Source organism: Mycobacterium sp. 050134 (assembly GCF_036409085.1).
Taxonomy (GTDB): Bacteria; Actinomycetota; Actinomycetes; order Mycobacteriales; family Mycobacteriaceae; genus Mycobacterium.
This window is the reverse complement of sequence record NZ_JAZGLV010000009.1, coordinates 151,382-169,186: the sequence shown is the minus strand read 5'-3', so window position 1 is coordinate 169,186 and position 17,805 is coordinate 151,382. Positions and strand designations below refer to the sequence as shown.

Below are 17,805 nucleotides of genomic sequence, written 5' to 3'. Positions count from 1 at the left end.
GTGACTGCGTAGCCTGCCTCCATCCTCGAACACATTGATCCCTTCATCGGCACCGCCGCGACGCAGCTACCGTCGCCGCGGGACCTCGCTGCGACCTGGTGGTGGCCGAAGCCGCAGGTGGGCAACACCCACCCCGGAGCGGTCTCCCCCTTCGGCATGGTGTCCGCCTGCGCGTACTCCGGTGCCTACCCGACCGGTTACGGCCGGTACCCCAAAACCACCGAGGGACTGCCGCCGGAGATCTTCGCGGAGACCCAGGCGTCGGGGTTCACGCACTTCCAGCAGTCCGGCACCGGGGCGATCCGCAAGTACTACAACTACGCCCGCGTGACGCCGATGCTGGACCCGCTGGACAACCTCGGGACGGCGTGGGCGCTCCACGCCGAGACATCGTCGCCCGGGTACTACGCGGCGACCCTCGACAACGGCATCCGGTGCGAGATCACCGTGGGGGACAAGGTGGCGGTTCACCGCTACGCGTTCCCCGAGCACCGCAACGCCCGCGTCGTGCTCGACCTGTCGTGCGGCGGCCTGGTGATCGAGCACGGTCGGACGGTGCCGCTGCGCGCGCAGGTCGAGAACCTCGGCCGCGGCAAGGCGCAGGGCACCGTGGTCATGGAGGGGGTGCCGCTCTCGGTCGCCGTCGAGGTCGAGGCCCCCGGTTGGCGCCAGATGCTCTGGCACGACAAGCGACTGATCGACGGGGGCACCCGGCTCGACTTCGACTACATCCGCCCGACCACCCTGCGGCCGTTCGGGCTGTTGTTCATGGGGCCGGCCCAGGCGGGGACCGTGATCGAGGTCCGGATCGGGTTCTCCCTGCGCGGCACCGAGCAAGCAACCGACAACCTGCGCACCGAGTGCGATAGCGGCAAGCACACCTTTGACGTCGTCCGCGCCCGGACCCGGAAGAAGTGGAAGGAACACCTCGACCTGATCCAGGTCGAAGGTGGCTCCGAGGCGCGCCGTCAGGTCTTCGGGACCGCGCTCTACCACTCCCTGATCAAGCCCTGTTTCGGTGACGACGAGTCCCCGTTCTGGCCCAACAGCGGGCCGTTCGCGTTCGACGTCTGCACCATGTGGGACATCTACAAGACCCAGATCCCACTGCTCATGGCGATCGTGCCGGAACGGGCCGCGGACCTCCTGGAGTCGTTGATCCGGGTCTGCGAGGAAGAGGGCAACTTCCCGGTCGGCTACCGGATGGCCCGCGGGGCGGACCGGTTCTTCCGGCAGGCGAGCGCGTTGGCCCACACCGCCCTTGCCGACGCGCAGGAACTGAACCTGCGGGAGATCGACTGGAGTTGGGCCCTGGTCCACATGGTCGACGACCTGCGGCGGATGTACGGCGAGGACTTCATCGAGAAGGGCATCGTCCACCCCATCACCCACACCCTCGACCTCGCCTACGCCTACTACTGCACCGCCAAGGTCGCCCGCGCGGTCGGGGACACCCGGCTCGCCGCGGAGTCCGAGGAGCGCAGCGCGGGTTGGGTGAACGCGTTCGACGCCTCGAACGGCCTGTTGAAGGACTCGGAGTTCTACGAGGGCGGAAAGTGGAACTACTCGTTCCGGTTGATGCACGACATGGCCGGCCGGATCGCTCTCGCCGGCGGGGACGAGGCCTTCGTCGGCATGCTCGACGCCTTCTTCGGCTACTGCGCCGAACCGGTGACCCAGCCGGGTATCGAACCGAAGCCCGCCGAGATGGAGATCGGCTACGCGCTCAACCGGTTCGAGGGATTGAACAACGAACCGGACATGGAGGCCCCGTGGGCCTACCACTATGCCGGCCGACCCGACCGGACGGCCGAGGTGGTGCACGCGGCGCTGACATGGCAGTTCGGCACTGGCCCCGGTGGCCTGCCCGGTAACGACGACAGCGGCGGCCTGTCCTCCTGGTACGTGTGGGCGTCGCTGGGGCTCTTCCCGGTGGCCGGCCAAGGTCTCTTCCTGGTGAACACTCCGGCTTTCGAGCGTTCCCGCATACTGATCCGGGGCAAAGAGTTGACCATCACTACCAGCGGATTCGTCGAGCAGCCGATCGGGTCCGACGGCATCGACTCGACTCCGCCGGTGCAGTACGTGCAAGCCGCAACGTTCAACGGCACACCGCTTCAGGGAACCCACATTTCTGCCCGGGAGTTGCACGCGGCGGGAACGCTGCACATCGAGCTGGGTCCGGAACCCAGTTCGTGGGGCCGGTCGGAGAGACCGCCGTCGGCCCGAGGCCCTGTCCCGACGACCCAGGGTGCACCATGAACCGTCCTCTTCGTCGTCTCGTCATCATCGTCCGAGCCGACCCGGTCATCTGCGGCCACAGCGGCGAGGCCCGTAACCTCGCCGAGGTCGCGCTGAAGCGCGGGTTCGACGACGTTCGACTGTTGACGTGGCCGATCCCCGTATTGGAAGGTGCGGGACTCCCGCTGAAACCCTTGGATCGCCTGCAGGAGTACAGTCCCGGCATCACCGTCGAGCGGCCCGAACCGGTCGGTGACTACCGCGTCCCGGACGGTCGCTACATGGCCGGCCTCACCGGGCGCCTGGTGGAACTGCTCACCGACGGTGTTCCGACGACCTGCCTGTCGATGTACCTGATGCCGCACACCGTGGTGGTCGGGGACGCGGTGACCGCCGCCGCCGCAGCAGGTCTCGACACCGATGTCACCACGATCGCGAAGGCGGTCGGGTCGGATGTCACGAACGTGATTCGTAACTGCCTGCTCGACGGGAGGGTCGGTGCCGCGATCGCGTTGATGGCCCGCTACTTCGGCAGCGACCGGGTCGTCGCCGTGTCGGAATACACGAAGGACGAGATCGTCGCCGCGGCAACCGAACTCGACGAACGCGCCGGGACCCGGTTCGCGCAGGAATGCCGCGATCGGATCGAGATCAGCTACCCGGCGATCAACACCGGGGCGTTCCTCGACCCCGACGAGGACGCGGTCGAGGCGGCCCTGGCCAGTCGAGGGCTCGAACGCAACGGCTACGTCCTGTTCCTGTCCCGGGTCGCCCGGGCCAAGGGTGTGGACGACCTGATCCACGCCTACCGCGATTCCGCTGCGGCGGAGAAGGTCAAGCTCGTCGTTGCCGGCACCGGACCGCAACTGCAGGAGTACAAGGACCTGGCGGCGGGGGACGACCGCATCGTCTTCCTGAGTGACGTGGACGACGACGAGAAGCCGCTGCTGATGCGCGGCTGCGCGGCCTACGCCCTGCCGACGCGGCCGGAACCGGAGTTCGTCGAGACCTTCGGGATCGCCCTGGTGGAGAAGATGCTCGCGGGCGGTGGCCCCGTCATCACCTGCCTGACCGGTGGGACCGGGGAAGCGGTGGGCGACACCGCGTTCATCGTGCCGCACAGCGACCGGGCGGCGCTCGCGGAAACCATCGACCGGGCGATCTCGTTGCCGGAGTCCGAGCGACACGCGATGGAGATGAGAGCGCGGCAGCACGCTCTGACCTTCGATCGGTTCCGGGTCTTCGACGACATGTTCGGGACGGGCGAGCCGCCGGGGTACATCGGGCCGCCCGAGTTGGCGGCCACCGGCACCTGAACGGGCCCCTCCGCCGTCGAGCGGTACCACGGCCGCCTCGGCGTGCCCCAGGATCAGGCCCTTAAAGCGGGTAGTGTCAGACTAACGCTGTGGCGTCGAACACCCAGCTAGTGTCACTATTCGCCAGGTTCTCGAAGTGGTTCGGCGGAGCGAAGGCCACCAGGCTGTTGAAGTCCCAATAGTCTTTCCAGACCGTAACTTTCCCGTCGACGACCTTGTGCACGGTGACGAACCTCAGCACACCGCGCTCGCCGCTGGCGAAGGCCCACGTCTCCGAGTGCTCGTAGATCGCGTCGGGGCCGTTGGACACCAGCAGCCCGTCGTGGTTCTCGTAGCCGGCGAGCGACTCCAGCCCCATCTTGAGCCGCTTGACGATGTTCTCGGGTCCGCGCGCCGAGAGCGCGGGGACGGGCATGTCGGCGTAAAGGCAATCGTCGGAGAGGAAGGTCTTGACGGCGTCCCAGTCCCGGCGGGAAAGCGCCCGCCACAGCCCGAGCACCACATCGTCGACCGCGATCGTAGAAGCCTCCGTCATAGCCGTCATCACACCCGGTCGCCGAACGGGTGTCAACCGTCGACGGACGCCAACGAACGGGCCGGCCCCAGGGTCACCGGGAGCGTCGACCAGCCCCGCAGCACCCGGGTGTCCCGCCTGCTGCCGTTACCGGCCGACCGCACCTCGGGGAACCGGTCGAAGAACGCCCGCAGCCCGACTTCCCCCTCGGCGCGCGCCAGCGCGGCGCCCAGGCAGAAGTGCCGGCCTCCGGAGAACGCGAGATGCCTTCCCGCGTTGGGCCTTTCGATGTCGAAGCGGTGCGGGTCGTCGAACACGGACGGGTCCCGGTTCGCGGCCGCCAGGTAGATCACCACCAGGTCGCCCGCCCCGATCCGCGTGCCCGCCAGCTCGACATCACGCCGCGCCAGCCGCGCCGTCAGCTGCACCGGCGAGTCCAGCCGCAGGATCTCCTCGACGGCGTTGGGCCACAACTCCGGACGCCGGCCCAACGTGTCGAGGTGCTGCGGCGCGTCCAGCAGCATGCGAATCCCGTTGCCCAGCAGGTTCACCGTGGTCTCGAACCCGGCCGCCAAGACCAGCCCGGCGATCGCCTGCAGTTCGTCCTCGTCCAGTCGTGTTTCCGCCGAACCGGTTTCGGCCATCTGGATGAGCTGGCTCATCAGGTTGTCGCTGGGGTTGCGCCGCAACCGTCCCAAATGCTCGGCCAGCCAGGAATTGAAGCCGGCGATGCCCCGCTGGACGGTTCGGTATTGCCGCCAGGGCAGTCCGACGTCCAGGCTCGGGGCGGCCAGCTCACCGAACTCGAGCACGCGCCGCCGGTCCTGCTCGGGCACCCCGAGGATGTCGCTGATGATCGCGACCGGGAGCTGCGAGCAGTACCTGCCGACGATGTCGACCACACCGGACTGGTCGGTGAGCCGATCAAGGAGCTTGCCCGCGGTCTGCTCGACACCGTCTCGCAGAGCGGCGACCGCCCTCGGGGTGAACACCGCCGAGACGGTCTTGCGGTAGCGGGTGTGGTCGGGCGGCTCGACGGCCAGCAGCGACGGCGCCTGCAGCGGATGCAGGAGGTCGGCGCGGGTCCGCCCCTCCAGCCAGCGCAGCGGCGCCGGCAGGTTGGAGCCCATGTTCACCACGCGAAAGTCGTCCGAGCGCAACAGCTCGTGCGCGAGCGCGTGGTCGGTGGTCAGGTAGTTGATGCGGCCCCGCACCAGGGGGCCAAGTGCGCGCAGTTCTTCGTAGAACGGCACCGGGTCGGCGGCCACCGTGGGATCGGCGATCAGCCGGGCCTGCGGATCGCCCCGCCGGACCCCGATCGCGGCGACGCCGCGCACGAACCCGTGCATGGCCAGCCAGTGCAGTCTTTCCTTCACGCTGTCCTCCCTCGGTCGGGCCGACCTTTGCCCCAGGTTAGGCGAAGATCAGCACTCGGCGGTGAGCTTGAAGTCGCTCGTCACCACCCTGTCGGGGTTTTTGCTGTTGATCCCGGAGGCGCTGCCGCTGATCGTGTACACGCTGTTGGCGACGTCCGCGCGGGCGCTGCCGACGCCGCCCTCCCAGAAGCTCCCGGTGAACCCGTCGATGTTCCGGATCTTGACCCATTGCGGGATGGCCCGGTAGCCGGACAGCAGCACGACCGCTTCCACCTGCCCGTCGTGGTCGCGCAGGTCGATGGTCCGGTACGACTGGTCCTGGCTACAGGCGGGCGGACGGGTGGTGTGCGTCGCGCCGTCGAGGGTGAGGTGGGCGGCCTTGCGGGGCATGGTCTCCGGCTGGCTGCACGCCGCGACGCACGCGGCCCCGGCCATCAGGACGAAAGCGATTGCGGGCACACGGTTTTGCACCAGCGCTCCTCCTTCACTGCCGCTTCGGCATCAGGGCGGGCAGGGTCTTGGCGACGCGGCCCCGCACGAATTCCGGACTCAAACCCTTGAGTAAGTCGATCACGCGGATGCTCTTGGGCACATACCAATGCAGCCGTGTCGGGTGGTGGTAGGCCTGCCAGGCCGCCTCCGCGACGGCCGTCGCGGGCATCAGCCGGAACATGCCCCTGCGGGGGGCGCGGGCGCGCAGTTCCTCGGCGGACGCCGGGGCCGCCCCATCACGGGAGTGGTTCGTGGTGCTGGTCAGGATGGCGGTGTCGATCAGCCCGGGCAACACGTCGGCGACGCGCACCCCGTGCCGCTGCCACTCCACGCTCAGCGCCTCGGTCAACCCCTTGACCGCGTGCTTGGTCGACGAGTACACCGCGAGACGGGGCATCCCATACGTTCCGGACGACGACGACGTCGAGAACATCAGGCTCCCGGGCGTCTTCCTGAGGTAGGGGAGTGCGCCGTAAGCGCCGGTCAGGACGGCCTTGTAGTTCACGTCGACCAGCCGCATCGCGGCGTCGTAGGGCACGTCCTCGAACCAGCCGGACTCGCCGACGCCGGCGTTGTTCCACATCATGTCCAGCCCGCCGCCGGGGTTGCCGGCGCAGTAGTCGGCCAGGGCCGCGTCCAGGGCCGCCTTGTCCGTCACGTCCACGGCGCGGGTCCACAGCCGATCGTCGCCCAACTCGCGCTGCAACGCCGCCAGGCCGTCCTCGCCGCGGTCGACCGCGCCGACCCGCCAGCCCCTGGCATGAAAAAGCTTCGCCCCCTCGCGGCCCATGCCGCTGGCGGCGCCCGTGATGAAGACCGACTTCACGTCCGGTCAGCCCGACTCGACGACATCTTTGATGCGGTTGAGCGTCTTGGTCATGTCCCGGACGTTGCGGCGCTTGCGCAGGAAGCCCCCGAACAGCCAGTACACCCCGAGCCACGGCGACGGGTTGAGGCGGAACGACTCCGTCACGTCCGTGCCGCCGCCCATCGGCGCCAGCCGGTAGTGCCAGTTGTTCACCACCCGGTCGCCGACCAGCACGGCAAATCCGAACTCGCGGCCCGGCTCACAAGCGGTCACCTGGCAGGTCGTCCAATACACCGGGCCGAGCTCGTTACGCCGAACGTGCCCACGAAACTTCGCGCCGAGCTCCGGCCCGGTCGCGTCACCAAGCCACTCCGCCTCAAATACTTCGGGAGAAAACTTCCCCGTGTTACGGACATCGGCAATCAGGTTCCAGACCTTGTCCGCGGGCGCCGCCATGTGCACCGTGGCCGAACCTTCCATGGCCCGATCCAAGCACATGGTGGCACCGTGTCATAGCCCACGGACCAGGCCGATCAGTGGGGGACCGCCGCCTGGATGAGGCCGTTGATGATCTGCTTGATGCCCTGCGCGGGCTTGGAGTACCAGGCGATGGGCAGGCCCGAGTTGGCGCCGCACTTCGGCCATGCCTCGACGCCCTGATCGGCGAAAACCCGGTTTGCGACGGCGATTTGCTGCTCGCGCGACGCGGCCGCCGGGTTGCCGACGCCGCCGTACTGCGACCAGGTGCCCGGCTTGAACTGAAGTCCGCCGTACTCGCCGTTCCCGGTGTTCGCGTGCCAGTTGCCACCTGACTCGCACTGGGCGATCGCATCCCAGTTCGGGGTCGGCGCGGCGGTGGCCTCGATGGCGGATGACGTCAGCGACGCTGCAACGAACCCGCCGATCACCACTGACTTGACGAAGGACTTGCAGAGTTTTCTCATGCCAAGGATTTCGGCGGCCGTGTTCAAAGCGTTACCGATTTGAAAATAGCGCGATATTGGCCCTCTATCGGCGGAAATGGTTCGGCGGCGGCCGAATTGCCGATTTAGAGATTAATGAGAAATGGTTAAATCAACCCTCACAATACGACCGCGTCGCCGCCTGCAACGCCCGCTCGTGGAGCGCGTCGAGCCGCCGGGCCGCGATGACCTCGCCGCGGGCCGCGTCGAGCTGCGCGGCGCACCCTGGCGCGTGCAACGCGTCCTGGTTGGCCGCGAGCTGCTCGAGCATCGTCCGGTTGAGACCGTCGATCGCCGACCTCGACGCCGACAGGTCCGGCGGCGCGGCGGGCACCCCGGTGGGGTTCAGCTTCCACTCCGCGAACAAGCCGTATTCGATCGCTTCGGTGGCGTCGATCTGGTCCCCGAAGAGCCGGGTGACATAGCCGGGGTCGAGGTGCCGCGCGACGGCCGCTGCGCTCAGCTCGCCCAACTCGTCGCGGACGCGGCCCGGGTCTTCGATGGCGCCGTGCGTGTGCCACTTGACGGCGGCCACCGGGTCGGCGGTCAGCAGGCGTTGCGCGGCGGCGTCGACCAGCGGGGTCAGCGGGCTAGTGTCGGTTCGCGCGGACGGGGCGAGCGCGGTGAGCGTCGCCGCCGCGAGCGCGGCCGCCCACGGGAGGCCCGCGGGCCGGCGTCCGGTGGCTGCGCTCATGGCGACGATTCTGGCGGGCCCGCCGAGCCGATCACCGTCCGCCACCCACCGCCCCGGGGTTAGCCTGGCGTCCTGATGACCGACGCACCCGCCGCAGCTCGCCCGCCCGCCGGCCCGCTTCCCGCAAATGATGGCCAAACGCGCGCAAAAGCGCCGCGCTCCAACGGATTTCGGGCACTGATCGGAGCCTCGCTGGCGATATCGCTGGCGCTGGGCGGTGCCCTGGTCTGGGTGGACCGGCTCCATTCGACGCCCGACGACGTCCTCGACCACCCCACCAGCCCGGTCCGCCACGACGCGACCGGGTGGACCGACATCACCAGCGAACTCGCCGCACCTCGCTGACCAACCCCTCGACGTAGTGCTGCGCCTGCTAGGTCAGGCGCAGCAGCACGTCGGGCAGGTTCTCCGGTTATCCGCCGCCCCCGGGGGTGGCGCCCAGGGCGCCCTGCAGGTCAGCCTTCATGGCGTTGAGCTGCGCTCCCCAGTACTCCCAGCTGTGCGTTCCGTTGGCGTTGAAGTTGAACACCGCGTTGTGGCCGCCCGCCGCGTTGTACGCGTCCTGGAATTTCAGGTTGCTGCTGCGGACGAAGTTCTCCAGGAACTCGGCCGGCATGTTGGCCCCGCCCAGCTCGGACGGCGTGCCGTTGCCGCAGTAGACCCAGAGCCGGGTGTTGTGGGCGACCAGCTGCGGGATCTGGATCGTCGGGTCGTTGCGCTGCCAGGCCGGGTCGCTGGACGGTCCCCACATGGCGTCGGCCTTGTAGCCGCCGGCGTCACCCATGGCGAGGTTGATCAGCGACGGCCCCATGCCCGACGACGGGTCCATCAGGGCGGACAGCGAGCCCGCGTAGATGAACTGCCCCGGGTGGTAGACGGACAGGATCATCGCCGAGGAACCGGACATCGAGATGCCGATCGCGGCGCTGCCGGTGGGCTTGACGCTCCGGTTCGCGTTCAGCCACTGCGGCAGCTCGCTGGTCAGGAAGGTCTCCCACTTGTATGTCGAGCAGCCGGCCTTGCCGCACGCGGGCTGGTACCAGTCGGCGTAGAAGCTGGACTGCCCACCAACCGGCATGATGATCGACAGGCCTGACTTGTAGTACCACTCGAACGCCGGGGTGTTGATGTCCCAGCCGTTGTAGTCGTCCTGGGCCCGCAACCCGTCGAGCAGATAGACGGCGGGCGAACCGTCGCCCCCGCTCTGGAATTGCACCTTGATGTTGCGCCCCATGGCACCCGACGGCACCTGCAGGTATTCGACAGGCAGACCGGGGCGGGAGAAAGCCCCCGCGGTCGCCGCGCCGCCCGCAAGACCGATCAGGCCAGGCAGGGTGACAGCCGCTGCCGCGCCGACCAAAAGCCGGCGCCCCCAGGCCCGGACTCTCGAGCTCACATCTGTCATACCTGCCCCTTGTCACTTTGTGATCCTGCTCTCAGCAGAAATTTACCGTGCGAATCGGCAGAATGTCGATCTGGACGCGGTGTTGTATCGATTTCATATCGCTTTTCTTCGGCCATTTCGCAGCACCGATACGCGGAACCGACCCCCGGGCGCCCCCAGCAAACATGAAAAGGGGCAGGCAGCGGCATCGCCTGGCCCCAGGCAAGAACCGGCAATCGACCGCCCGGGCGACCGAGGCCGCCCCGCGCGCCGCGGCATCCCGGCGGCCGCGCCGCTCGGCCCGGCACGCGCCTCCGCCGGCCGGCGGAGGCGGCTCGGCGCGTCGCAGCGCCACGCACTGCGCGTTCGCAGGCGATTTCATACCGGTGCTACTGAACTCGCGTAGAACGCGTAGGCTCTCTCGGAGCAAGCCGATGGAGACCACGCGATCCCGGGTCTGTTCCGGCTCTCACGAACACCGCACCAGCGGCGTCATGGTGCGCAGTCTTGCGTTGAGAGCCGACGGGCCGGGACTGATTGAGGTGCAGGATTTGGATACGGTACTAGGGCTATCAGTCACGCCAACCGCCGTCGGTTGGGTCCTCGCGGAAGGGCACGGCGCAGACGGCACGATCCTGGACCACCGGCAGATGCCGCTGCACGCCGGGCGCGGTGTCCAGGCCGTGAACACCGCGGAACAGGTGGCGGACGAGGTCCTGCGGGTAGACGCGCAAGCGGCCGAAACCGATCACCACGTCCGTGTCGTCGGCGTCACCTGGAACGACGACGCGACCGCGCAGGCGGCACTGGTGCTGGAGGCCCTGACGGACGCCGGTTTCGACAACGTCGTGCCCGTCCGGTTGCTCGAGGCGGTGGACACCCTCGCGCGTGCCATCGCGCCCGTGATCGGCTACGAACAGACCGCGGTCTGCATCCTCGAACACGAGTGGTCGACCGTCGTCATGGTCGACACCCGGGACGGCGAGACGCAGACGGCGACGAAGCAGGTGCCCGGCGGCTTCGACGGGCTGACCGCCTGGCTGACCGGAATGTTCGACCGCGACGGCTGGCGGCCGAGCGGCGTGGTAGTCGTCGGCGCGGACAGCGAAATCAACGGCTTATCATGGCAACTCGAAAAGGCTTTGCCCGTACCGGTTTTCGCGCAGACGATGGCGCAGGTCACGGTGGCCCGGGGCGCGGCGCTCGCCGCTGCGCGCAGCACGGAGTTCACCGACGAGCGACTGGTGACCCACGGCGGCGCACCCGCCGCCACACCGACGCGCGCCCGCCAGTGGTCGTACACCGGGGCGGTCACCGCATTGGCCGCCGGCGCCATCACGTTCGTCACCTCGATGTCGGTGGCGGTAGGCATCGAGCTGGCGCCCGCCAGTGCGCCCGCTACTCCCAAGCACCCCGCGCACTCGCCGGCGCCCCAGGTGGCCGCCGCCGTCGCTCCCGCGGTCACCCCCGCCCCCGAACCCGCCCGGCCCGCCGCGCAGGCGCCCGAGGGGCAACCGGCGACGGAGCCGGTGGAGCAGGAGGCCGCTCCCACCGAGCAGCAGCCGGACGCCAGCGGACGGCAGCCTTACCTGACGCGGGTGCTCGATCACATCCCCGGCGACGCCGGCGACGCGGACGCCGGCCCGGAGCCGCAGGCGCCGACACAGCCGTGATGTCCGTCGGTGCCTAGCCGCGGCGGATCGCGGTGCGGTAATAGCTCTCGCTGAAGGCCGCGCCAGCGGGCATGACCGGAATCTCCTGCAGTCCATGCTGCGCCGGCGGCGCGTTCCGCTTGATCGGTTCGGCTTGCCAGCCATGGCCGTTCGGGTAGGCGGCAACGCCGTTGCGTTCGACGTCGTAGCGCTGGTCGGCGACCTCTATGCCGAAGCCACGCGACCGCCACCGCTCGCTGGCGGTCTGCAGCAGATCAGGCGGCTGGTCACCGTTTACGTCCGGCAGGCTGACGAAGATCTCGGCAGCCAGCCGACTGCCGGGGGCGCTGGGCTCTGCCTCGCGAGACATAAACCACTGCGACCGGCACCGGTGTGTCATCGCAACCTGTTACGTGTCGTCGCGGAGGCCGGTGCTGCACGGCACGCCAAAGGCGCCCACCACGTCCGCCACCCGCTGCGGGCCCCAGACTTGTCGGGCCCGTCGACGTCTGCGGCGGCGATGTCTCCGTTGACGCAGCGGACGAAGAATTTGATCCCCACCGCTCGCACCGGCGGCACTGCGAACGGGTCGTGGCGCGGGAGGAGTCATTCTCCGATGCGGCGGCCACCATTGTGGCGGTCGCCCCGACGCTCGCCGCCAGTATGCGCGCCGACGTTGACGGCCGCCTGCGATCAATCGTCCTTGGCGTGAACCGCGGTGAACGAGACCGACACCTCGTCGGCCACCCGGACCGAACCCATCAGTAGCGAATACGGTTTGACGCCGAAGTCGGATTGGCGGACGGCGGAGTCGGCCGCCATCCGCCACGAATCGCCCAGGTCCTCGACGCGTACCTCGACGAGGTGTGTCCGCAACTTCCCATGGATCCGCAGGTCGCCGGTCAGGCGGTAGCCGCCGTCTATCTTCGTGATATCCGTTGTGGCGAAACGAATCTCGGGGTAGCGGTCGGCGTCCAGCGACTTCATCGCGTTCGACTTCGCCAGGGCCTTCTCCGGTCCGGACAGCCCCTTGACGCCCCCCTCGCCGTGGAGCACTTCGAACGACTCGACCTCGGCAACCAGTTCCACGCCGACGGGTTCGGCGCCGGCCCAGCGCACCGTCGCGCGCCAACGCGTCACGGCAATGGTGAGCCGGTGACCCATGCGGGCCGCCCTGCCGGCCACACCGGTCCGGATCGAGAGCTCACCGTCGGATGCGTCCAGCGCCCACTCGTCGGTCACAGGCCGATGGTAGTCACATCGTCAGGACGGTGCGGTAGTGCGCTCGGCCCTGCTCCAGCGCCGCGTAGCCTTCGGCCGCCTGAGCGAGCGGCAGCTCCTCGATCCACGCCCGCACTCCGGACAGGACGGCGAATTGCATTGTGTCCTCGACCTCTTTGGCGGTGCCGGACGGGTGGCCAACCACACTGAGCCCCGGGGTGATCAGCTGGAGAGGGCTGATCGGCAGCGGTTCCGGGGTGACTCCGATGGTGATCAGCTCCCCTCGGGGCAGCAGACCACCGACCGTGTCGGCCATGGCCTGGGAGTTGCCGGCGGTGCCGAGGACGACGACGACCCCGCCCAGCGCCCGCAGCGCCTGGGAGACGTCGCCGCTGGTCGAGTCGATGTAGTGATGCGCGCCCAGCTTCTTCGCGTCTTCGGCCTTGCCGGAGCCGCGCGCGATCGCGATGGTCTCGAAACCCATGGCGCGAGCGAACTGCACGCCGAGGTGGCCGAGTCCGCCGACGCCGAGGATCGCGACCCGGTCCCCGGGCTGTGCGTTGGTGTGGCGTAGCGCGTTGTAAGTCGTGACCCCGGCGCAGCCCATGGGTGCGGCCTCCACATCCGTGAGCCCCGACGGGATGCGGGCCAGGGCGCTGGCCGGGACGGTCACCGATTCTGCGTAGCCTCCCGGATACTGCCAACTGGGGACCTTGCCGTTTACGCAATGGATGAACATGCCTTTGCGACACGGGTCGCAGTGGTAGCAGCAGCCGCCGAACCAACCGACCGCGACCCGGTCGCCGATCGTGAAATCTTCCACGCCATCGCCGAGTTCGGCTATCCGCCCGGCAATTTCGTGTCCCGGGGTCAGCGGCCAGGACATGCCCGGAAAGCCACCGTTGACGAAAGCACGATCCGTACCGCATATCCCGCACGCGGTGACGGCGATCCGCACCTCGCCGCTACCTGGCGGCGGTGTTTCGACGTCGGCGAGCTCCAAAGGACCGCCGACGGCCTGGACCTGGACGGCTCGGTGGTTTGGCATCCGCTCAGCCTAATGCGCCACAGGGCATTTCGCGGACCCGTAATCGACCTGCCAGTGCTTGATCCCGTTCAGCCAGCCCGAGCGGAGGCGCTCCGGCCTGCCCAACGACCGCAAATCGGGCATGACATCGGCGATCGCGTTGAACATGAGGTCGATCGTCATCCGGGCCAGGTTGGCGCCGATGCAGTAGTGCGCTCCCGTGCCGCCGAACCCGACATGGGGGTTGGGGTCACGCAGGATGTCGAACTTGTAGGGGTCGTCGAATACGTCCTCGTCGAAATTGGCGGACCGGTAGAACATTACGACCCGCTGACCCTCCTTGATCTGCACGCCGGACAGCTGATGGTCCTCCAGCGCCGTTCGCTGGAACGACGTGACCGGGGTGGCCCAACGGACGATCTCGTCGGCCGCGGTCACCGGGCGCTCGTGCTTGAAAAGCTCCCACTGCTCCGGAAAGTCGGTGAACGCCATCATGCCCTGCGTGATGGAGTTCCGGGTGGTCTCGTTGCCGGCGACCGCCAGCAGGATGACGAAGAAGCCGAACTCGTCGTCGGAGAGCTTGTGGCCGTCGATGTCGGCCTCCACCAGCTTGGTGACGAGGTCCTCCCCGGGATTCTTGGCCCGGTCCGCGGCCATCTGCATGCCATACATGATCAGCTCGACGGACGCGGTGATGGCGTCGTTGCTCGCGAACTCGGGATCCTGGTCGCCGACCATTTCGTTGGACCAGTGGAACAGCTTCTTACGGTCTTCCTGCGGCACGCCCATCAGCCCGGCGATGGCCTGCAGCGGCAGCTCGCAGGACACTTGTTCGACGAAGTCGCCCGACCCCTCGGCGGCGGCCGTCTCGACGATGCGGCGCGCGCGCTCGCGGAGATCCTCGCGCAGCCGCTCGACGGACCGGGGGGTGAAGGCCCGCGAGATGATCTTGCGCAGCCGCGTGTGCTGCGGCGCGTCCATGTTTAGCAGGACGAACTTGCCCCGCTCCACCTGTTCGCCGACCGTGCCGTCCTTGTACCGGGGCAGGGCGGTCTTCTGCAAGCTGGAGAAGACGTCGCTGCGCAGGGAGATCTCCTTGACGTCCTTGTGCTTGGTCACCACCCAGAAGCCGCCGTCGTCGAACCCTCCCGCGCCGAGTGGCTGTTCGTTCCACCAGATCGGGGCGACCTTGCGCATCTCGGCGAGTTCTTCGATCGGCAGCCGCTCCGCGTAGATGTCCGGATCGGTGAAGTCGAACCCGGTCGGCAGGTTGGGGACAGGTGTGGCGGTCTGCTCTGACAAGGCCCACTCCTCGAAACGAAGTCGTCTAGTCCTTCTTGTGCAAATAAACCATTGCCACACCACGGATGGGAAGCATCCGGGCCAGATCCCCGCGCTGAAACTGCAACGTGTTCAGTTGCGGTGAGTTCCGGGCGCCCGCCGGGTCTGCATGACGAACGCACTCACCGACGGAAGGCATGGCGTCATGCGCATCGTTCTGAACGACTTCATGAGCCTCGACACGGTGGTACAGGCCCCGGGCGCGCAAGGGGAGGATCCCGGGCGGGGGTTCGCGCACGTGAGCGTTCTCGTCTGCAACTACCGGCGCGCGTAGGCCGACACGTGGGCCGATACGAAGGGATCTTGTGGCTCGCGGCCCACTCGATATGCTTTGGTGCAGGTCACAGGCGGCTGTTCGCAGCCGACACTCGGGGCCGGGTGACATCGAGGCGAAGGGTGGACCATGATTCGCGAACTTCTCGCCACCGCGGCGGTGGCCGGCGGCGCGATCGGCCTGGCGCCGTGCGCGGCGGCCGACCCGCACTACGACGGCGACGTGCCCGGCATGAATTACCAGGCGTCGCTTGGGGCGCCGTGCGACAACTACGAGCACTTCATCTTCGGCCGCGGCCCCAGCGGACAGGCCGAAGCCTGCCACTTCCCGCCCCCCAACCAGTTCCCCGCGGCCACCACCGGCTACTGGGTAATGTCCTACCCGCTGTACGGGGTGCAGCAGGCCGGCGCCAAGTGCCCGGGCCCGCAGTCGGCGGCACAATCGGATGCCGGGCTGCCGATGCTGTGCCTGGGCGATCGGGGCTGGCAGGAGGGCTGGTTCACCGGCGCGGGCTTCTTCCCACCGGCCGGCTGACCGGCTGAGCCATGACCGGCAGTCAGCCCGCCCAGGCCCTGGTTCCGCGCTGGCTGAATTTCGTCCTCGCATCGGACCGCGCCGGATCCGCCTGGTACGTCGGGCTGGGGTTCTTCTTCGCGCCGGTGCTCGCCGTGGTGTCGCCGTGGCCCGGGGTGACCGCCGCGCTCTGGGTCATCATCGGGTTGGCCGCGTTCTGGCTCGGCCTGCTCGGCATCGCGATGGCCGTCGGGCTGGCAAGGATCCTGCGGTCGGGCGCCGAAATCCCCGAAGACTACTGGCGCACCCTGGTGCATTACTGAGGTGCCCAGTCGCGTCTAGAGTCGTTACCGACGGCCGTGCAAACAGCAAGGAGAGTGCGATGGGCTTCAACCCGAAAGATGCAGTCGACGCCGCCCGAGACATCGCAACCAATGCGGTCGAAAAGGCCTCGGACATCGTCGAACACGCCAGCGACATCATCCGGGGTGACGTCGCCGGCGGCGCCAGCGGCATCGTCCAAAACTCGATCGACATCGGCACCTACGCGGTGGACCGTGCAAAAGAGGTCTTCACGGGCAAGGACGAGCTGGGCGACGAGTAATCACCCAGCTCGTCCTTGCCGAGTTCGCCCTTGACTAGACGGAGGCGGCGGCCTCGTTCAGCTCGTCGAGCCTGTTCGTCGCCTCGAGGTATTCCTGCACCCACCGCTCGATGACGGTCGCCGTCTTCTCCACCTTGGTGAACTGACCGACAACTTGGCCGACCGGGTTGAACGCGACGTCGACGGACTCGTTGGGGTACCGGTTGGTGGCGCGCACCGCCATCCCGGAAACCATGTACTGCAACGGCATTCCGAGCGGCTTCGGGTTGTCCGGCTGCTCCCACGCCTCGGTCCAGTCGTTACGCAGCATGCGGGCCGGCTTCCCGGTGAACGACCGGCTGCGGACCGTGTCGCGGCTGCCCGCCTTAACGTACGCCTGCTGCTGAACCGGGGTGTTCGACGACTCCTCGACCATCAGCCACTGCGAGCCCGTCCACGCCCCCTGGGCGCCCAGCGCCAACGCCGCCGCGATCTGCTGGCCGCTGCCGATGCCCCCGGCCGCCAACACCGGCACCGGGGCGACCTCCTTGACCACCTGCGGCCACAACACGATCGAGCCCACCTCGCCGCAGTGACCGCCCGCCTCGCCGCCCTGGGCGATGATGATGTCCACACCGGCGTCGGCGTGCTTACGGGCCTGCGACGGCGAGCCGCACAGCGCCGCCACCTTGAGTCCGGCGTCGTGGATGTGCTTGATCATGTCGGCCGGGGGAGTCCCGAGCGCGTTGGCGATCATCTTTACCTTCGGATGCTTCAACGCCACCTCGACCTGAGGGGTGGCGGTCGCCTCGGTCCAGCCGAGCAACTGCAGACTGTCGCCGTCGCTGTCCTCAACGGGCACGCCGTGGTCGGCGAGGATCTTCTTGCCGAAGTCGAGGTGTTCCTGCGGCACCATCTTGCGCAGCGTGTCGGCAAGCTCCTCGGCCGACAGGTGCGAGTCCATGCCTTCGTACTTGTTCGGGATGACGATGTCGACCCCGTAGGGGTGGTCGCCGATGTTCTCGTCGATCCAGTTGAGCTCGATCTCCAGTTGCTCGGGCGTGAAGCCCACCGCGCCGAGCACGCCGAATCCGCCGGCCTTGCTGACGGCCACCACGACATCGCGGCAGTGGGTGAACGCGAAGATGGGGAACTCGATACCAAGCTCATCGCAGATCGCGGTGTGCATGCCTACTCCTGAGACGGTCGCGGACGGGAATTGAAACGTGTTCTAGTTTAGTACGCGCCCGGTTGACGTGGCCAGCCCGCCCGGCACCGCGATTCGGCACTAACGCGATTCGGCACTCACGCCATTTGGTCCGGCGACATTTGGTCCGGCGACATTTCGCAAGGCGCCGGCTTCGCCCGACGCGCCAAGACTTGTTGTATTTGTGTCAAATATCCGGC

At 68.1% G+C, this 17,805-nt stretch carries 21 protein-coding genes; 8 read left to right on the top strand and 13 right to left on the bottom strand.

Features of this window, described 5'->3' with window-relative positions:
* Nucleotides 1-21: 21 nt before the first annotated feature.
* Together SKC42_RS13065 and SKC42_RS13060 are read left to right on the top strand one after the other, a co-directional pair.
* Nucleotides 22-2,262, top strand: a complete 2,241-nt coding sequence (locus SKC42_RS13065) for a glycoside hydrolase domain-containing protein (protein ID WP_330964794.1) — start codon at nt 22-24, stop codon at nt 2,260-2,262.
* Nucleotides 2,259-3,557, top strand: a complete 1,299-nt coding sequence (locus tag SKC42_RS13060) for a glycosyltransferase (protein WP_330964718.1) — start codon at nt 2,259-2,261, stop codon at nt 3,555-3,557. The genes SKC42_RS13065 and SKC42_RS13060 overlap by 4 nt, the downstream gene beginning before the upstream one ends.
* Before the next feature lie 76 nt (nt 3,558-3,633).
* Here SKC42_RS13060 and SKC42_RS13055 read toward each other — a convergent pair whose 3' ends face one another.
* From SKC42_RS13055 to SKC42_RS13025, 7 genes are all read right to left on the bottom strand, one after another.
* A complete protein-coding gene (locus SKC42_RS13055) occupies nt 3,634-4,092 on the bottom strand; it encodes a nuclear transport factor 2 family protein (protein ID WP_330964717.1) in 459 nt (152 codons plus the stop codon).
* A 32-nt stretch (nt 4,093-4,124) separates the two neighbouring features.
* Nucleotides 4,125-5,447 (bottom strand): cytochrome P450, encoded by a 1,323-nt coding sequence (locus SKC42_RS13050; protein WP_330964716.1) that lies wholly within the window; start codon nt 5,445-5,447, stop codon nt 4,125-4,127.
* Nucleotides 5,448-5,495: 48 nt separating this feature from the next.
* Nucleotides 5,496-5,918 (bottom strand): lipoprotein LpqH, encoded by a 423-nt coding sequence (locus tag SKC42_RS13045; RefSeq protein WP_330964715.1) that lies wholly within the window; start codon nt 5,916-5,918, stop codon nt 5,496-5,498.
* A 13-nt stretch (nt 5,919-5,931) separates the two neighbouring features.
* A complete protein-coding gene (locus tag SKC42_RS13040) occupies nt 5,932-6,765 on the bottom strand; it encodes an SDR family oxidoreductase (RefSeq protein WP_330964714.1) in 834 nt (277 codons plus the stop codon).
* Nucleotides 6,766-6,771: 6 nt separating this feature from the next.
* Nucleotides 6,772-7,245 carry an SRPBCC family protein gene (locus tag SKC42_RS13035; RefSeq protein WP_330964713.1) on the bottom strand — a complete coding sequence of 158 codons (474 nt, stop codon included), beginning with the start codon at nt 7,243-7,245 and terminating at the stop codon, nt 6,772-6,774.
* Between the two features lie 35 nt (nt 7,246-7,280).
* Nucleotides 7,281-7,718, bottom strand: a complete 438-nt coding sequence (gene rpfC / locus SKC42_RS13030) for a resuscitation-promoting factor RpfC (RefSeq protein ID WP_442932120.1) — start codon at nt 7,716-7,718, stop codon at nt 7,281-7,283.
* A 103-nt stretch (nt 7,719-7,821) separates the two neighbouring features.
* The gene (locus SKC42_RS13025; protein ID WP_330964711.1) at nt 7,822-8,403 is read right to left on the bottom strand and encodes a chorismate mutase; all 582 of its coding nucleotides are present in this window, start codon (nt 8,401-8,403) and stop codon (nt 7,822-7,824) included.
* 75 nt (nt 8,404-8,478) lie between these two features.
* Between SKC42_RS13025 and SKC42_RS13020 the strand changes: the two genes are divergently transcribed.
* Nucleotides 8,479-8,748, top strand: a complete 270-nt coding sequence (locus SKC42_RS13020) for a hypothetical protein (RefSeq protein WP_330964710.1) — start codon at nt 8,479-8,481, stop codon at nt 8,746-8,748.
* 67 nt (nt 8,749-8,815) lie between these two features.
* Here the strand turns inward: SKC42_RS13020 and ag85B are convergent, their stop codons facing one another.
* Complete coding sequence (gene ag85B / locus SKC42_RS13015) at nt 8,816-9,808, bottom strand: diacylglycerol acyltransferase/mycolyltransferase Ag85B (RefSeq protein ID WP_330964709.1); 993 nt, start codon at nt 9,806-9,808, stop codon at nt 8,816-8,818.
* A 530-nt stretch (nt 9,809-10,338) separates the two neighbouring features.
* On the opposite strand from ag85B, the gene SKC42_RS13010 reads away from it, so the two are divergent.
* Entirely contained in the window at nt 10,339-11,460 is a 1,122-nt protein-coding gene (locus SKC42_RS13010) for a DUF7159 family protein (protein WP_330964708.1), read from the top strand.
* Nucleotides 11,461-11,473: 13 nt separating this feature from the next.
* On the opposite strand, the gene SKC42_RS13005 is transcribed toward SKC42_RS13010, so the two are convergent.
* The 4 genes from SKC42_RS13005 to SKC42_RS12985 form a co-directional block, all read right to left on the bottom strand.
* On the bottom strand, nt 11,474-11,809 hold the full coding sequence (locus SKC42_RS13005) for a hypothetical protein (protein ID WP_330964707.1): 336 nt from the start codon (nt 11,807-11,809) through the stop codon (nt 11,474-11,476).
* A 323-nt stretch (nt 11,810-12,132) separates the two neighbouring features.
* Entirely contained in the window at nt 12,133-12,681 is a 549-nt protein-coding gene (locus tag SKC42_RS12995; protein WP_330964706.1) for a YceI family protein, read from the bottom strand.
* A 13-nt stretch (nt 12,682-12,694) separates the two neighbouring features.
* Nucleotides 12,695-13,708 carry an alcohol dehydrogenase catalytic domain-containing protein gene (locus SKC42_RS12990; RefSeq protein WP_330964705.1) on the bottom strand — a complete coding sequence of 338 codons (1,014 nt, stop codon included), beginning with the start codon at nt 13,706-13,708 and terminating at the stop codon, nt 12,695-12,697.
* Between the two features lie 9 nt (nt 13,709-13,717).
* Nucleotides 13,718-14,989 carry a cytochrome P450 gene (locus tag SKC42_RS12985; protein ID WP_330964704.1) on the bottom strand — a complete coding sequence of 424 codons (1,272 nt, stop codon included), beginning with the start codon at nt 14,987-14,989 and terminating at the stop codon, nt 13,718-13,720.
* A gap of 148 nt (nt 14,990-15,137) precedes the next feature.
* On the opposite strand from SKC42_RS12985, the gene SKC42_RS12980 reads away from it, so the two are divergent.
* The 4 genes from SKC42_RS12980 to SKC42_RS12965 all read left to right on the top strand — a co-directional run bounded on the left by SKC42_RS12980 (nt 15,138) and on the right by SKC42_RS12965 (nt 16,419).
* Nucleotides 15,138-15,302, top strand: coding sequence for a hypothetical protein (locus SKC42_RS12980; protein ID WP_330964703.1), 165 nt, complete (start codon nt 15,138-15,140; stop codon nt 15,300-15,302).
* Nucleotides 15,303-15,431: 129 nt separating this feature from the next.
* Entirely contained in the window at nt 15,432-15,836 is a 405-nt protein-coding gene (locus SKC42_RS12975; RefSeq protein WP_330964702.1) for a hypothetical protein, read from the top strand.
* Between the two features lie 11 nt (nt 15,837-15,847).
* Complete coding sequence (locus tag SKC42_RS12970; protein ID WP_330964701.1) at nt 15,848-16,138, top strand: hypothetical protein; 291 nt, start codon at nt 15,848-15,850, stop codon at nt 16,136-16,138.
* 59 nt (nt 16,139-16,197) lie between these two features.
* Entirely contained in the window at nt 16,198-16,419 is a 222-nt protein-coding gene (locus SKC42_RS12965) for an Rv1893 family protein (protein ID WP_330964700.1), read from the top strand.
* A gap of 34 nt (nt 16,420-16,453) precedes the next feature.
* On the opposite strand, the gene SKC42_RS12960 is transcribed toward SKC42_RS12965, so the two are convergent.
* On the bottom strand, nt 16,454-17,587 hold the full coding sequence (locus SKC42_RS12960; protein WP_330964699.1) for a nitronate monooxygenase: 1,134 nt from the start codon (nt 17,585-17,587) through the stop codon (nt 16,454-16,456).
* Nucleotides 17,588-17,805: the final 218 nt, after the last annotated feature.

What these genes read in the sequence shown, in the direction of transcription:
- SKC42_RS12980 (WP_330964703.1), top strand. Translation starts at nt 15,138, where the DNA reads ATGACGAACGCACTCACCGACGGAAGGCATGGCGTCATGCGCATCGTT.
- SKC42_RS13055 (WP_330964717.1), bottom strand. Translation starts at nt 4,092, where the DNA reads ATGACGGAGGCTTCTACGATCGCGGTCGACGATGTGGTGCTCGGGCTG.
- SKC42_RS12975 (WP_330964702.1), top strand. Translation starts at nt 15,432, where the DNA reads ATGATTCGCGAACTTCTCGCCACCGCGGCGGTGGCCGGCGGCGCGATC.
- SKC42_RS13060 (WP_330964718.1), top strand. Translation starts at nt 2,259, where the DNA reads ATGAACCGTCCTCTTCGTCGTCTCGTCATCATCGTCCGAGCCGACCCG.
- SKC42_RS12990 (WP_330964705.1), bottom strand. Translation starts at nt 13,708, where the DNA reads ATGCCAAACCACCGAGCCGTCCAGGTCCAGGCCGTCGGCGGTCCTTTG.
- SKC42_RS13035 (WP_330964713.1), bottom strand. Translation starts at nt 7,245, where the DNA reads ATGTGCTTGGATCGGGCCATGGAAGGTTCGGCCACGGTGCACATGGCG.
- SKC42_RS12970 (WP_330964701.1), top strand. Translation starts at nt 15,848, where the DNA reads ATGACCGGCAGTCAGCCCGCCCAGGCCCTGGTTCCGCGCTGGCTGAAT.
- SKC42_RS12960 (WP_330964699.1), bottom strand. Translation starts at nt 17,587, where the DNA reads ATGCACACCGCGATCTGCGATGAGCTTGGTATCGAGTTCCCCATCTTC.
- ag85B (WP_330964709.1), bottom strand. Translation starts at nt 9,808, where the DNA reads ATGACAGATGTGAGCTCGAGAGTCCGGGCCTGGGGGCGCCGGCTTTTG.
- SKC42_RS13020 (WP_330964710.1), top strand. Translation starts at nt 8,479, where the DNA reads ATGACCGACGCACCCGCCGCAGCTCGCCCGCCCGCCGGCCCGCTTCCC.
- SKC42_RS13005 (WP_330964707.1), bottom strand. Translation starts at nt 11,809, where the DNA reads ATGTCTCGCGAGGCAGAGCCCAGCGCCCCCGGCAGTCGGCTGGCTGCC.
- SKC42_RS13025 (WP_330964711.1), bottom strand. Translation starts at nt 8,403, where the DNA reads ATGAGCGCAGCCACCGGACGCCGGCCCGCGGGCCTCCCGTGGGCGGCC.
- SKC42_RS12965 (WP_330964700.1), top strand. Translation starts at nt 16,198, where the DNA reads ATGGGCTTCAACCCGAAAGATGCAGTCGACGCCGCCCGAGACATCGCA.